13 protein-coding genes are annotated in these 14,529 nt (G+C 46.7%); 3 read left to right on the top strand and 10 right to left on the bottom strand.

All coding sequences use genetic code 11. The features are described from left to right. Positions 1–106 precede the first annotated feature (106 nt). Both B7X71_RS05830 and B7X71_RS05825 read left to right on the top strand, forming a co-directional pair. A complete protein-coding gene (locus B7X71_RS05830; RefSeq protein ID WP_293600354.1) occupies positions 107–1,333 on the top strand; it encodes a cupin domain-containing protein in 1,227 nt (408 codons plus the stop codon). A 115-nt stretch (positions 1,334–1,448) separates the two neighbouring features. Then, positions 1,449–1,631: a hypothetical protein gene (locus tag B7X71_RS05825; protein WP_293597818.1), complete on the top strand. Its 183-nt coding sequence runs from the start codon at positions 1,449–1,451 to the stop codon at positions 1,629–1,631. A gap of 69 nt (positions 1,632–1,700) precedes the next feature. Here the strand turns inward: B7X71_RS05825 and bamC are convergent, their stop codons facing one another. The 9 genes from bamC to B7X71_RS05780 form a co-directional block, all read right to left on the bottom strand. Then, positions 1,701–2,846 (bottom strand): outer membrane protein assembly factor BamC, encoded by a 1,146-nt coding sequence (gene bamC, locus B7X71_RS05820; protein WP_293597819.1) that lies wholly within the window; start codon positions 2,844–2,846, stop codon positions 1,701–1,703. Beyond that, positions 2,846–3,718 carry a 4-hydroxy-tetrahydrodipicolinate synthase gene (dapA, locus tag B7X71_RS05815; protein ID WP_293597828.1) on the bottom strand — a complete coding sequence of 291 codons (873 nt, stop codon included), beginning with the start codon at positions 3,716–3,718 and terminating at the stop codon, positions 2,846–2,848. Before dapA ends, bamC begins: the two co-directional genes overlap by 1 nt. Before the next feature lie 76 nt (positions 3,719–3,794). Next, positions 3,795–4,358, bottom strand: a complete 564-nt coding sequence (locus B7X71_RS05810; RefSeq protein ID WP_293597820.1) for a class I SAM-dependent methyltransferase — start codon at positions 4,356–4,358, stop codon at positions 3,795–3,797. 9 nt (positions 4,359–4,367) lie between these two features. Further along, a complete protein-coding gene (locus B7X71_RS05805; protein WP_293597821.1) occupies positions 4,368–5,570 on the bottom strand; it encodes a tryptophan--tRNA ligase in 1,203 nt (400 codons plus the stop codon). 57 nt (positions 5,571–5,627) lie between these two features. Next, positions 5,628–6,476 (bottom strand): 3',5'-nucleoside bisphosphate phosphatase, encoded by an 849-nt coding sequence (locus B7X71_RS05800; protein WP_293597822.1) that lies wholly within the window; start codon positions 6,474–6,476, stop codon positions 5,628–5,630. Positions 6,477–6,485: 9 nt separating this feature from the next. Next, positions 6,486–7,589 carry a cell division protein ZapE gene (gene zapE, locus B7X71_RS05795; RefSeq protein ID WP_293597823.1) on the bottom strand — a complete coding sequence of 368 codons (1,104 nt, stop codon included), beginning with the start codon at positions 7,587–7,589 and terminating at the stop codon, positions 6,486–6,488. Further along, positions 7,590–9,026, bottom strand: coding sequence for a dihydrolipoyl dehydrogenase (gene lpdA, locus B7X71_RS05790; protein WP_293597824.1), 1,437 nt, complete (start codon positions 9,024–9,026; stop codon positions 7,590–7,592). It abuts the gene before it with no gap. Positions 9,027–9,037: 11 nt separating this feature from the next. Further along, positions 9,038–10,237: a 2-oxoglutarate dehydrogenase complex dihydrolipoyllysine-residue succinyltransferase gene (odhB, locus tag B7X71_RS05785; RefSeq protein WP_293597825.1), complete on the bottom strand. Its 1,200-nt coding sequence runs from the start codon at positions 10,235–10,237 to the stop codon at positions 9,038–9,040. 43 nt (positions 10,238–10,280) lie between these two features. Further along, the gene (locus B7X71_RS05780; protein WP_293597826.1) at positions 10,281–13,139 is read right to left on the bottom strand and encodes a 2-oxoglutarate dehydrogenase E1 component; all 2,859 of its coding nucleotides are present in this window, start codon (positions 13,137–13,139) and stop codon (positions 10,281–10,283) included. Positions 13,140–13,436: 297 nt separating this feature from the next. Here B7X71_RS05780 and B7X71_RS05775 point away from each other — a divergent pair, with 297 nt between their 5' ends. Continuing rightward, positions 13,437–14,138: an excisionase family DNA-binding protein gene (locus B7X71_RS05775; RefSeq protein WP_293600353.1), complete on the top strand. Its 702-nt coding sequence runs from the start codon at positions 13,437–13,439 to the stop codon at positions 14,136–14,138. Positions 14,139–14,228: 90 nt separating this feature from the next. Here B7X71_RS05775 and B7X71_RS05770 read toward each other — a convergent pair whose 3' ends face one another. Continuing rightward, positions 14,229–14,513, bottom strand: a complete 285-nt coding sequence (locus B7X71_RS05770; RefSeq protein WP_015421017.1) for an H-NS histone family protein — start codon at positions 14,511–14,513, stop codon at positions 14,229–14,231. Positions 14,514–14,529 lie beyond the last annotated feature (16 nt).

Genomic DNA, 14,529 nt, shown 5'->3' with positions numbered 1-14,529 from the left:
TTGTTTTGCGCATCAGTTAATTTGTAGCGCAGGGATACAACGGTATTTTTTTCGATCTTCATGCGTAATTCATTCAACATTGTGTTTTAAACAGCTTCTTACTGATATGACTGCATTTTACTTGAGCAAGCCCTACGATCCGCCGCAGGCGCCCCAAAACCTCCCCCTAGGTCGCCCTTGGGCTCTTCTAGGTGGAAATAGCCCTCAGCAGTTCATGAAATCCTACTGGCATAAGAGGCCACTTTTAGTACGCGGTGCCATCCCCGCCTTTGAGCTTGCAAAACAAATAGGGGAGCCTCTAGGCAGCGCAATATCCCCGGAAGATTTATACAAAATAGCGGGTGATGATTCGGTTGAGCCTAGATTAATTCAATCCAAGCCTTGGACTTTTTCGAACGGTCCATTCAAGAAAAAATCTATCCCTTCTCTCGAGATGCCGGACTGGACACTTCTGCTCCAAGGTATGGAGGCAAAACATCCTGCAGCTGCCAAAGTCCTTTCCTGGTTTCGCTTCATTCCAAATGCACGCTTAGATGATTTGATGATTAGTATTGCCGGTCTCGGTGGCGGCGTTGGCCCCCACTTTGATTCTTATGATGTCTTTTTAATTCAGATGTCAGGTCGTCGGCGCTGGCGTATTTCCGAACAAAAGGATTTAAGCTTGAATCCCAATCTTCCTTTGAAGATCTTGCGGGACTTTAAAGTTGAACAGGAGTGGGACCTAGAGCCTGGCGATATGCTTTACCTGCCACCCCATATTGCCCATGATGGCATTGCCCTAGATGCAGGCTGCCAAACCTGGTCCGTTGGCTTTAGGGCGCAAAGTTATAAAGAATTATTACAAGAAGGCCTCTGGCGTCTAGCTGAATCACTTGAAGATATTCCTGATCTAGAAAAACGTTTTGCCGATCCCCAGCAAAGCGCAACTCATGATTCAGAACAGCTTCCAGACGAACTCATTGAGCAGGTGGCTAAAAAATTAAAGGATTTAAAACTGGATCGCGTAGAGACACTTCTTCCCGGCATAACCGCCTATCTTAGCGAACCAAAACCTCAAGCCTGTTTTGATGGCATGGCAAATAATCTCTCACCCGAAGAATTTAAGCGCCAGCTTACCAAGCAAGCTCTGCATCCGCACCCCCAAACAAGGCTATTAGCCTTGGGCACCGTGATTTACTGCAATGGTGAAGATATGACTAGCAATCAACCCACCTTGATACAAGCCGCTTGGCAATCGCTAGCTGCAAGTAGGCAATTTAAGGGCACTATAGGGAAAATTGGGTCGAAGAATAGCCTTTTTGAAGCCTTTGACGCTGGCTGGCTAGTTTTTTAACCCCATATTGGGAGATGGCTATAATGAACACTGGAAAGTACCTAGGGGCTAACCCTGTACTTTCCTTGTACTAATAACCGGTTATTAATGATAATTTTTTAAGAGGAAATTACAAATGAAGAAGTCACTAGCACTCGTAGCAATGTTGGCAATCGCTTTGGCCGCTTGCGGTAAAAAAGAAGAAGCAAAACCTGTAGAAGCTGCACCTGCTGCACCTGCTACTGCTCCAGCTGCTGACGCTCCTGCTGCTGCACCTGCTGCACCTGCTGCTGCTCCAGCTGCTGACGCTAAGAAGTAATCTTCTTCTTGAAGAAAAAAAGCCGCTGAAAAGCGGCTTTTTTATTAGCTAAGTTTTTAGTCCAAATGCTTACCTAGCCATTTGCTCAGTTAGCAAAGTTAAGAGTTGGAATCCAGCCGCGGTATTTTCTGGTTTGCCATCTGCATCTTGAACATAAACGCTTGAAGAATTATCACCAGTAGATTTAACCACTACGAGATACTTCTTTGCCTTCAAGCTAGAGTCGTCCTTACTACTAAACAGGTTTGTGAAGAATCCTTTGGTATCACCCAAGTCCTTAGGGTTGACATAGCGAACGTAGTAAACGCCCTTAGCACGGTTACGGTCTTCAACAGTAAAGTTGGAACGATCTAAAGCAAGGCCTGTGTCGCGCCATGCGCGATCAAAGCCTGCAGCCATTTCAATATGGGCAGTATTAACACCTTCTTGAACCAGCTTCGCTTTTGGCGTCTTTGGGCCCAGTGGTACTGCAACCTGAGCCTTGGCCATTTCTTGCGTCATGCCCAAGCGCTCCATTAAACGAGCTAAGAATGCCGCTTCAAGCTCAGGGTCATTTGGGCGGGCAGTCCAAATAGTGGAGATACAGGCGCCGGTACCATCCGTTGTACATTTTTCAATAGCGCCGCGTTGGGTAATGTAAACCTCGGTTTCACCAGGCTTACTTACTTCAAGACGGGTCTTGTACTTATCACGCTCACCAGTGTCATAAATCGAATCTAAGGCGCCGCCAACAATATTGCGAATAAAGTCCTGCGCAATCTTGGCGCGATTCTCAGCCCAGTCTGTTTCCATGATTCCGGTTGATGGTGAGTCAATTACCAATAGGAAACCATTCTCTTGCCAGAAATCTTTGATTTGTGGGTAGAGCTCTGGGGCCGGCTTTTCAACCACCAACCAGCGTCGCTCACCATCACGAGCAATTCGCATGCCTGGAATGCCAGTCATGACATTCTTGCGAGTCTGCACAGATTTTTTTACTGCGGCATTGTATTCAGACATCGTGGCAGAGCCATCTTGAACGATATAACGACGATCTGCTTGAGCAGTGATGAGATCTGGTGGGTAAGACAAGTTAGGCCCACGAACAGCACCAGCAGACTTGTAATCAACCGTATCGTTTGTTCCTACAGACTTACATCCAAGCAAAGTAAAACTTGCAAAAGAAAGGATTAATAAGGTTGCACAATGTTGGCGCAAGAGTTGCTTCAGATTCATCATAGTAAGCCAGCCTGTTTCATTGCAGTCTTCAAAGGTTCACGCAAAGCAACGCTTAAAGGGGTTAAAGGCAAACGAATTCCCGCAGTGACTTTGCCCATTTCGTGCAGAGCCCATTTCACAGGAATCGGATTTGCCTCAGTGAACATGGCTTTATGAACAGCCAGTAATTGATATTGAATTGCGCGCGTCTTAATGACATCATCAGACATCGCTGCTTGACATAGTTCATGCATTAAACGTGGGGCGATATTTGCCGTTACGGAAATATTACCCTTGCCACCCATGAGCATCAGCATTGCCGCACTCAGATCGTCGCCTGAAAATACAGAAAAATCTTCATGTCCAGCACGCTTGAGATCGGCCAGCAATAAAGTGCCACGCTCAATGCTACCGGTAGCATCTTTGATACCGATAATGCTTGGCACTGCTGCTAGACGAACGGTAGTCTCACCAGCAAGATCAGCAACAGTTCTACCGGGAACGTTGTATAGAATCACGGGCAAATCTACCGACTCCGCAATTTTCTTGAAGTGGGCATACATGCCCTCTTGAGTCGGTTTGTTGTAATAAGGAACCACCTGAAGACTGGCATCAGCACCAACCGACTTGGCAAAATTGGTTAACTCAATTGCCTCAGTAGTGGAATTTCCACCAGTACCAGCGATTACTGGAATACGTCCAGCAATGTGGTCGACGGTTACTTTAATCAGCTCACAATGCTCCTCTACAGAAACTGTGGGTGACTCTCCGCTCGTACCAACAATGACGATTCCATCAGAGCCTTCGGCAACGTGCCAATCCAACAAGGAACGTAAGGCCGGAAAATCCAGACTTCCATCCTCGAACATCGGCGTCACAATGGCGGGCATGCTACCTACGATAGGCTTTTTACTAGCTTGGGATTGTGTTGTATTGGTCACTGAATGTGTCTGATTTATCTGAATGTTAACCACCAAATTGTAACGGAACGTACCCTTTTAAATGCCCTTTTACAGCACAAATCCGCTGAACCATGGCTGGTTTAGGCTGATCAAGGTAAATATCCTCATAGACAATCACTTTCAGGCCTGAACGCTGCGCCAAAGCAAGCAATTCCCCTGGTTTAAGCAAGAAATTAGGGTTTGATGGTTTGCCAAACTCAGCATTCCCATCGGCAAAGGTTTCATAGATTAAAACGCCACCCTCAGCCAATATTTTGGGCAATTCATCCAAATATGGGCGGTAGAGGTAATTAGTCACCACAATGGCTGAAAACTGCTGGTTCAGCAAAGGCCAGTCCGAACCCTCAAGATCTAGCTCTTGAGTTTGAATAGAGTCACTTTTAAGTAATTCCACCATGGAAATATCTTGGTCAACCGCCAGAATCTGATGGCCCAAAGAAGCTAGTAAAGCAGTATGTCGCCCAGCACCACAAGCAAGGTCAAGAACCAACCCATGCCTGGGAATAGTTAAGGCAAAACGCCTTACCCAAGGAGAGGCATCTGCGATCACACCATGTATTGCAGTCAAGGGGCGACCTTAATCGTACGCTAAGCCCATCGATTCACGGACCTCGCGCATGGTTTCTTGAGCAACCTTGCGCGCCTTGTCAGAGCCATCCGCAATAATGGAACGCAACAAGCTAGGATCATCCAAGTACTTCTGGGCACGTTCGAACATGGGTTGCTGCTCAGCAAGAATTGCATCAATCACGGGCTGCTTACACTCCAAGCAGCCAATACCTGCGGACTGGCATTCTTTTTGAACCCAGGTTTTGGTGTCTTCACTTGAATAGACCGTATGGAGTTGCCACACGGGACAACGCGCAGGATCGCCTGGATCGGTTCTGCGAACCCGAGCAGGATCGGTTGGCATCGTACGAATTGAGCGAATCACCTCTTCAGGCTTTTCACGAATGGCAATCGTATTGCCGTAAGACTTAGACATCTTCTGCCCATCAATACCTGGCATGCGCGATGCAGTGGTTAACAAAGCCTGTGGCTCTGGCAGAATAATTTTGCGAGCGCCTTCTAAGAAACCGAATAATCTTTCCCGATCAGCCATCGAAAGACTTTGCGCCTCTTGCAGCAATGCTTTAGCTTGCTCTAGTGCCTCATCATCACCTCGCTCCTGAAAAGCGACACGCAATTCAGCGTACATCTTGGCACGCTTGCTACCCAATTTTTTAACAGCCTCCAACGCCTTCTCTTCAAAACCAGGTTCACGTCCATAAAGATAATTAAAACGACGCGCCACTTCACGCGTCATCTCAACGTGTGGTACCTGATCTTCGCCTACCGGAACAAACTGCGCTCGATACATTAGGATATCGGCAGCCTGTAATAAGGGGTAGCCTAAGAAACCATAAGTCTGCAAGTCCTTCTCTTTGAGTTTCTCGATTTGGTCTTTGTAGGTTGGAACCCGCTCTAACCAGCCCAATGGAGTACCCATAGATAGCAATAAGAATAGCTCTGCATGCTCAGGCACTTTGCTCTGAATAAATAAAGTAGCTTGGTTTGGATCAACGCCACAAGCCAACCAGTCAATCACCATGTCCCATACGGATTGCTCAATAACATCTGGGGTTTCATAGTGAGTCGTTAGCGCATGCCAGTCTGCTACAAAAAAGTAGCAGGGATACTCGGACTGCAAGCGAACCCAGTTCTTTAAAACACCATGGTAATGGCCGAGGTGCAAGCTACCAGTTGGTCGCATGCCAGAGAGAACGCGTTCTGCAAACATCTTGATCTTTATTCTTTAAGGGTAATTAAAACTTATTAAGCAAATAGGAGAAATCGGTTAGTGAAATAGGGACCATACCGGGGTTAAGTGGTCTGGCAAATGAGGCAATGTGCCCAGATCAATATAACTCTCTTCGGGATCATGAAAATCCGAGCCTCGAGAAGCTAAGAATCCATAGTGCTGGGCAATCTTGCCATAGGTTTGATATTGATTGGGGCTGTGGCTACCAGTAATCACCTCAATGGCCATACCGCCGATTTCTTTGAAGTGCTTATAGAGCTCATCCATCTGCATGGCACTCAGCTTGTAACGGCCAGGATGCGCAATGACCGCAGCACCCCCAGCCCCTTTGATCCAAGCAACGGCATCATCTAAGCTTGCCCACAAGTGCGGCACGTAACCCGGTTTATCTTCAACTAAATAGTTTTTAAAGACTTGCTCAGTGTCCCGACATACGCCCTGCTCCACTAAAAATCGTGCAAAGTGTGTACGTGAAATAAGGTCCCGATTGCCAGCAAAATGGAGAGCGCCTTCATAAGCACCAGGTATGCCGGCCTTTAATAATTGCTCAGCCATTTGCTTGGCGCGATTACCGCGACCTTCACGGGTTAATCGCAAGCCCTCTAGAATTCCTGCATGGGCGGCATCAATTCCCAAGCCAACGATATGAATAGTCTGACCCATCCAGGTCACTGAAATCTCGACCCCAGACAAGTAGTCCATCCCAAGTGAGCTTGCGGCAGCCTGGGCCCTCTCTTGACCACCCAATTCATCATGATCCGTTAGAGCCCACAAACGAACGCCATTCGCATGGGCGCGTTCAGCCAACTGCTCAGGCGTTAAGGTTCCATCGGACACAACGGAATGACAGTGTAAATCGGCGTTTAGGCTGGAATTGCTGATCATGACCTTATTTTAGGTCAAGCTGGTATCAATTACCCGGCGAGGTGCATCTAGGTAGTCACGGGATTGCATCTCAATCAGGCGGGAAACCGTTCTAGAGAACTCACTGGTAATTTGGCCTTCGGTATATAAATCCACCGCAGGAACCTCTGCAGAGATGATTAATTTGATCTTATGGTCATATAGAACGTCAATCAGCCAAATAAAACGACGGGCTTCGTTGGTCATTCTAGGGGGCATATAAGGTACTCCAGACAGAATAACTGTATGAAACTGGTTGGCTATCTCCAAATAGTCATTTTGAGACCTAGGACCGCAGCAGAGGGTCTGAAAGTCAAACCAAACCACTCCCTCAGCCATATGCAGGGGTCTTAATTCACGAGATTCAATACGGAGAACTGGGCGGATCGTTTCTTTTTGATTTCCAATCAGGGTCTGAAACATTTGCATCAATATTGCGTGAGTTGCGGCGTTAACTGGTGTGAGATAAGCCTGAACTTGAGCCATCTGTACGCGACGATAGTCATTGCCTGCATCTACATTTAAGACATCAAGTTGCTCTTCCAGTAATTTGATAGCCGGCAATAAACGATCACGATGCAAGCCATTTGGATAAAGCTGACTGGGTTGGTAATTTGAAGTCATGACAAATTGGACGCGATCCTCAAACAGCGCGGTGAGCAAGCGATACAGAATCATCGCATCCGCAATGTCATTGATATGAAACTCATCAAAACAGATGAGTCGATATCTATTGGCAATTCTTTTAGATAGTTCATCCAGCGGATCAGCCATACCAGATAGCTCGTGAAGCTCGCGGTGAACCTCTCGCATGAACTCATGAAAATGAATGCGGATCTTTTTTTCCAAAGGGGATGCCGCAAAGAAGCAATCCATCAAAAAAGATTTGCCACGTCCAACACCACCCCATAAATAGACGCCTCGGGGGAGTTTTGGTTTAAAGAGTTTCTTTTTTAAGCCATTGCTACGAATTTCTTTATAAGCAATCCACTCATCTTCACAGCGCTGCAAGCGCTCAATAGCAGCAAGCTGCGCGGGATCACTTTGATACCCGCGCGCTTTTAACTCTTGATGGTAATACTCTAATGCTTTCAATTACATGTTTAACGCACGTTTATCCGTCGCCAATGCTGCTTCGCGAACCACTTCCGATAGACTTGGATGTGGATGACAGATACGAGCAATATCTTCAGCTGCCGCTTTAAATTCCATTGCTACAGCTGCTTCAGCAATTAAATCAGAAGCATTTGGGCCAATGATATGAACGCCTAAGATTTCATCTGTTTTTTCATCGGCTAAAACTTTGACAAAACCATCGGCACGATCCATGCCTAAGGCGCGACCATTAGCAGCAAATGGGAACTGACCTGCTTTGTATGCAATGCCAGCCTGCTTCAGCTGCTCTTCAGTTCTACCAACCCAAGCAATTTCTGGATCGGTATAGATCACCCAAGGAATGCAGTTGTAATCGATGTGCGGCTTTTGACCTGCGATTGTTTCAGCAACAAGCACACCTTCATCTTCCGCTTTATGTGCCAACATCGGTCCACGAACCACGTCACCCACTGCATAAACACCAGGCGCTGCGGTTGCACAAGTGTGATCGTCAATTGGAATAAAGCCACGCTCGTCCACTTTGAGACCAATCTTATCGAGGCCTAGTTTTTCGGTATTCGGAACGCGACCAACAGAAACAATTAAACGATCGCACTCTAATTTCTGAGCTTTACCTTCGCTATCAGTGTAATTAACAACTACACCTTTTTTGTCGGCCTTCACTTCACCAATCTTAACGCCCATATTCATTTTGAGGCCTTGCTTGGTAAAGATCTTATGAGCCTCTTTTGCAATACCTTGATCGCAGGCACCCAAGAAAGTTGGGAGCGCCTCAAGAATAGTCACATCAGAGCCCACACGGCGCCATACAGAGCCCAACTCTAAACCGATTACGCCAGCACCAATCACACCAAGCTTCTTCGGAATGGAATCAAACTTCAGGCCGCCTTCGTTATCGCTAATCAACACGTTATCGACAGGAATACCTGGCAAGTGACGCGCTTTTGATCCAGTAGCAATGATCACGTTTTTGGCCGTAACCACTTCTTTATCTTTGCCATCAATCTTGACTTGATATCCGTCTGCGCCCTTACCTTCAAAAGAGGCATACCCCTTTAGCAAAGTAATTTTGTTTTTGCGGAACAAGAACTGAATACCAGCAGTCATCTTGGTCACAATCGCATCCTTACGAGCGATCATCTTGCCTGAGTCAAGTTTCACTGATCCGACGGTGATACCGTGGTCAGCAACATGATGACTAATCTTCTCAAATTCTTCAGAAGAGGCCAACAGGGCTTTGGAAGGAATGCAACCAACGTTCAAGCAAGTTCCACCTAAGCGGACCTCACCCTTTGGATCGTCGTAAGCATTCGATTCAGCACAGGCAACTTTGAAGCCTAATTGTGCGGCACGAATCGCGGCGATGTAGCCACCTGGGCCACCGCCGATTACTAATACATCAAATGATTGGCTCATGTTCTTCCTTATTACAAATCAAGAAGGAGGCGTGAAGGATCTTCCAGTGCATCCTTCATAGCAACCAGACCTAGAACTGCCTCACGACCGTCAATGATGCGGTGGTCATATGACAAAGCCAAGTAGTTAATCGGACGAATCACGATTTGACCATTCTCAACCACTGCACGCTCTTTAGTTGCATGAATACCTAGGATTGCAGACTGTGGAGGATTGATAATTGGAGTTGAAAGCATGGAGCCAAATACGCCACCGTTAGAGATCGAGAATGTGCCGCCAGTTAAATCCTCTAATGACAACTTGCCTTCTCGAGCCTTAACGCCAAACTCAGCAATCTTCTTCTCAATATCAGCCAAATTCATTTGATCAACGTCACGCAGAATTGGAACTACCAAGCCACGTGGTGAGCTAACTGCAATACCGATGTCAAAGTAACCGTGGTAGACGATGTCATTACCATCAACAGAAGCATTCAACAATGGGAACTTCTTCAAAGCATGGGTAGCAGCTTTAACAAAGAAAGACATGAAACCTAGCTTCACGCCATGGACTTTTTCAAACTGATCTTTGTACTTGTTACGCATAGCGATTACTGGAGCCATGTTGACTTCATTAAATGTAGTCAAGATGGCATTGTTTGCTTGGGACTCAAGCAAACGCTCAGCAATACGAGCACGCAAGCGGCTCATTGGCACGCGCTCTTCTGGGCGATCACCCATCGGCAACGGTGCACTTGGCAAGGCAGCAGATTTTGCACCACCGGCAGAAGCATTTAATGCATCGCCTTTAGTAATACGGCCATCGCGTCCAGAACCAGAAACCTGACCAGCGTCGAGATTTTTCTCTGCGAGGATTTTTGCAGCAGAAGGTGCAGCAACTGCGCCAGATGACTTCGCTACAGGGGCAGCTTTAGCTGGAGCAGCTGCTGGGGCTGGGGCAGCTGCAGCTACAGGAGCTGCAGAAGCAACTGCAGTACTATCAATCTTTGCAATCAACTGCTCTGCTACAACAGTACCGCGGTCAGCAATCACGATCTCTGTAAGCACGCCAGCAGATGGTGCTGGAACTTCTAATACTACTTTGTCGGTTTCAATTTCAATCAAGATCTCATCTTGACCAACGGCATCGCCGACTTTCTTTTTCCATTGCAACAAAGTAGCTTCTGCTACTGACTCGGAGAGCTGGGGAACTTTAACTTCAAAAATAGCCATGATTAATCCTATTTAGTATTTGTATATTGAGCAACGTCTACGATTACTTCGTAATGACATAACCCTTTAGTTTTGCGAATGCTGCAGTAAGAAGAGACTTCTGTTGTTCTTGATGGAGATGGGCATATCCACAAGCTGGTGAAGCTGATGCTGGACGACCTGCGTATGCCAACTTCATGCCTTCAGACATGTTCTCCAAAATATTGTGCTGAACAAAGAACCAAGCGCCTTGGTTTTGCGGCTCATCCTGACACCACACAACCTCTTCTAGGTTCGGATACTTCTTCAACTCAGCAGTCAATGCTTTGTGTGGGAACGGATAGAGTTGCTCCAAACGAATAATCGCCACATCTTCAAGTTTTTTCTCGGTACGAGTTTTAGCGAGATCATAATAAACTTTACCGGAACACATTACTAAGCGAGTCACCTTCTTACCGTCGATGCTGTCATCACGCTCTGGAAGAATCGTTTGGAAACCACCCTTAGTGAACTCGGTTAACGGGGAAGAAGCTTCTTTATTGCGTAACAGTGATTTTGGTGTCATCAAGATCAGCGGCTTGCGGAACTGACGAATCATCTGGCGACGCAATACATGGAAGATCTGCGCAGCAGTCGTTGGCTGAATCACCTGCATATTGGTGTCGGCACATAACTGCATGAAACGCTCAAGACGTGCAGATGAATGCTCTGGTCCTTGACCTTCGTAACCATGAGGCAACATCATGACCAAGCCATTTGCACGACCCCACTTCACTTCGCCTGAAGCGATAAATTGGTCAATCACTACTTGAGCGCCGTTAGCAAAGTCACCAAACTGCGCTTCCCAGATAGTCAGGGTATTAGGCTCAGCTGCAGCGTAGCCGTATTCAAAACCAAGCACAGCCTCTTCTGACAGAATCGAGTCAATTACCAAGAATGGTGCTTGATCTTTAGCAATGTGTCGAAGGGGAATATAGACCCCTTCATCCCATTTCTCACGGCTCTGGTTATGAAGTACCGCATGACGATGGGTAAACGTTCCGCGACCACTATCCTCGCCAGACAAACGTACCGGGTAACCACTTGCTACTAAGGATGCGAAAGCCATGTGCTCACCCATACCCCAGTCGATATTCGTTTCACCACGACCCATAGCTGCGCGATCTTTTAGCACCTTCTCAACGAGTGGATGAACCTGGAAACCCTCACGGACTGTTGAGACTCTCTCTGCCAAGCGCTTCCACTCAGTTAATGGAATTGCGGTATCGGCTTCATCAGTCCATTTCTTATTTAAGAATGGTGACCAATCTACGGCAAACTTGCCCTTGAAGTTACTCAACACTGGATCAGAAGTTTGCTTGCCCGCATCCATGGCGGCGCGGTATTCCTTGACCATTAAATCGCCAGTGCCGGCAGGCAATACACCTTGAGCCTCTAACTTATCGGCATAGTGCTTGCGTGTGCCAGGATGAGCGGCAATGATTTTGTACATCAAAGGCTGAGTCATTGCTGGAGAGTCTTGCTCGTTATGACCGAGTTTTCGGAAGCAAACAATATCAATTGCAACGTCTTTGTGGAACAAGCTGCGGAACTCAACCGCCAACTTCGTTGCCAACACCACTGCCTCAGGATCATCGCCGTTCACATGTAATACCGGCGCATCAATCACCTTCATGATGTCGGTGCAATACAAGCTTGAACGTAAATCGCGTGGATCCGATGTAGTGAAACCAATTTGGTTATTAATCACAATGTGAATCGTGCCACCAGTGGAATAGCCACGAACTTCAGCCATAGCCAAAGTCTCTTGCATGACTCCTTGGCCTGCGATTGCCGCATCACCGTGCACTAGTACGGGCATCACTTGCTCACCCAGCATATCTCCACGACGCTCCATGCGGGCACGGGCAGAACCCTCTACTACTGGGTTCACGATTTCTAAATGGGATGGGTTGAATGCCAATGACAAATGCACTGGACCAGCCGGGGTAGAAATATCGCTTGAAAAACCTTGGTGGTATTTCACATCACCAGCAGGCAAGGTCTCTGGGCCCTTGTGCTCAAACTCAGCAAATAAATCGGTAGGCATCTTGCCTAAAGTATTTACCAGTACGTTGAGACGACCGCGGTGAGCCATACCAATGACGATTTCTTGAACGCCCTTGGCGCCGGCCTCACGGATTAACTCATCCATACAGGCGATGAAGCTTTCACCACCCTCGAGTGAAAAGCGTTTCTGACCAACATACTTAGCCTGGAGGTAGCGCTCCAAGCCTTCTGCCGCGGTTACGCGATCAAGAATCTGACGCTTTTGATCTACATTGAAATGTGGGGTTGAGCGAATTGATTCCAATCTCTCTTGCCACCACTTTTTAATCTTTTGGTCAGCAATAAACATGTACTCAGCACCCAAAGTGCCGCAGTAGGTTTGACGCAATGCTTGCAATAAATCACGCAAGGTCATCTCGTTTTTACCGAAGAAGGTATTGCTGGTATTAAAGACGATATCCATATCGCCATCACCAAAGCCATAAAAGGCCGGATCTAATTCAGGAATATCTGGACGCTCTGTGCGCTTCAACGGATCAGTATCCGCCCAACGATTACCGACGTTACGATACGCCGCAATCAACTGTTGAACGGCAACGCGCTTGCGACCCATGGCAGAGTCGGCCGAATCGGCGGACACTGTACGAATGGGGCCCTGCTTCGCGCGCTCTGCAAATGAAGCAACAATAGGTCCATGAGCAACATCAGTTCTAGATGAACCATCGACCGCTGGAATTTGCTTCACATTATCAAAATAGTCTCGCCAATGATCAGCTACAGAAGCCGGATCGTGCAAGTAGGATTCGTAGAGTTCCTCTACGTATGGGGCGTTTCCGCCGAAGAGATAGGAGTTATCTCTTTGATCCTGCATCATGATGCTCACCTTTCATCGGGTTTCCCGAATAAAAACTGTGGTTAAAACCATTCGCTCTACGGCTAAACCGCTTTACGAATTGATCTGTGCGAATACTCATACAACGGTGCTAATTTAACACGATTACCCATTGATTCATAAAGGGCTTTCCCTGATTTTGGGGCTTTTGGGGGTATTTGCCCATATGAGTCCCGAATAAGAATTTTCCTACTCTGATTTAAACCGCTCCTGACAGATTCCCCAAGAGTTGATTCGTATTCTCTAAATCTTCAAATGAATTAATGAGATTAAGGACATATGAAAGCAATTACCCCTGATTTGGAATATCTAAGCACCCGTCAAAGCGCAAAAGTTCTGCAGGTGTCCCTTGGCACTGTCCAGAAAATGGTTGAATTGGGAGAATTAATCGCCTGGAAAACTCGTGGGGGTCACCGCCGTATCCTGGCAAGCTCACTTGATCAGCAGCTTGCTCGCCGCAAAAGGGCTATGCGACAAAAGACCACTCAAAACTGTATTGCCATGGGGATATTTAGGCGAGTGGAAAATAGCCATGAATTAATCGAATCTATTCAATGCTGGCAACTAAAAGTAGAAATGGAAGTATCCGTGGATAGCCTAGAAGGCCTCATGAAAGCAGTTTCCATTGCACCTGACTTAATATTTCTAGATGCCCTAATACCGCCAGTTGAGCAGGTTCATCTGATACATTATTTGAGTAAAAACAAGGATACACAACGTATTCCTATATTAGTAGATGAGGGATTTATTCGCCTTCACCCAGGGGTACTGGGTCTGGCCGATGAAAACACTGTAGGTGTGAGGTCGCAGTACCCAGAAGTCCTGAAGGAAGAGGTTCAAAACGGCTTAATTGACCAAAATCCCCTGATTATTGGGTATCCTGCTACCAATCCGGAGCTTGAGAGCACCTTAGGAGAAAAAAATCGCAATGAACTCTTAGAGCCTATATTTATCCAGGCGCTCAATAGGAAGTGTGTCTAGAGATGCTGAGCTTATTTCAGTAAAGATTAAAGGCCGCTCAATTTACATTGGGCGGACTTTTTTAAAACTAAATCTATTTAAATCAATATCTTAGATCAAGAAGTTACTGCGATCTCTTCCCTCGATCCATTTTGGCGCTTTACCGCGACCGGTCCAGGTATCTCCAGTGGATGGATTGCGGTACTTAGGAGCAACCTTGCCGCTAGAACTACGCGCACCAGCCTTGCGGCTAAATAAGTCAGATGCTGTTAAGTCGTACTGTTCAATGATGAGTTTAGCCTTAGCAATACCGTCAGCTTTTTCACGTAGAACCGCTTCTTTAATCTGTTTATCCAACAATTCCCGTTGGGCTAAAAGCTCTTTATAAGAAGACATGAATTAATTTCTCCGG

This window comes from Polynucleobacter sp. 39-46-10 (genome assembly GCF_002282275.1).
The sequence above is the reverse complement of the archived record's forward strand: the minus strand, read 5'-3'. Positions and strand labels throughout refer to the sequence as shown.

What these genes read in the sequence shown, in the direction of transcription:
- B7X71_RS05775 (WP_293600353.1), top strand. Translation starts at nt 13,437, where the DNA reads ATGAAAGCAATTACCCCTGATTTGGAATATCTAAGCACCCGTCAAAGC.
- B7X71_RS05830 (WP_293600354.1), top strand. Translation starts at nt 107, where the DNA reads ATGACTGCATTTTACTTGAGCAAGCCCTACGATCCGCCGCAGGCGCCC.
- odhB (WP_293597825.1), bottom strand. Translation starts at nt 10,237, where the DNA reads ATGGCTATTTTTGAAGTTAAAGTTCCCCAGCTCTCCGAGTCAGTAGCA.
- dapA (WP_293597828.1), bottom strand. Translation starts at nt 3,718, where the DNA reads ATGCCCGCCATTGTGACGCCGATGTTCGAGGATGGAAGTCTGGATTTT.
- B7X71_RS05825 (WP_293597818.1), top strand. Translation starts at nt 1,449, where the DNA reads ATGAAGAAGTCACTAGCACTCGTAGCAATGTTGGCAATCGCTTTGGCC.
- bamC (WP_293597819.1), bottom strand. Translation starts at nt 2,846, where the DNA reads ATGAATCTGAAGCAACTCTTGCGCCAACATTGTGCAACCTTATTAATC.
- B7X71_RS05780 (WP_293597826.1), bottom strand. Translation starts at nt 13,139, where the DNA reads ATGATGCAGGATCAAAGAGATAACTCCTATCTCTTCGGCGGAAACGCC.
- lpdA (WP_293597824.1), bottom strand. Translation starts at nt 9,026, where the DNA reads ATGAGCCAATCATTTGATGTATTAGTAATCGGCGGTGGCCCAGGTGGC.
- B7X71_RS05805 (WP_293597821.1), bottom strand. Translation starts at nt 5,570, where the DNA reads ATGTTTGCAGAACGCGTTCTCTCTGGCATGCGACCAACTGGTAGCTTG.
- B7X71_RS05770 (WP_015421017.1), bottom strand. Translation starts at nt 14,513, where the DNA reads ATGTCTTCTTATAAAGAGCTTTTAGCCCAACGGGAATTGTTGGATAAA.
- B7X71_RS05800 (WP_293597822.1), bottom strand. Translation starts at nt 6,476, where the DNA reads ATGATCAGCAATTCCAGCCTAAACGCCGATTTACACTGTCATTCCGTT.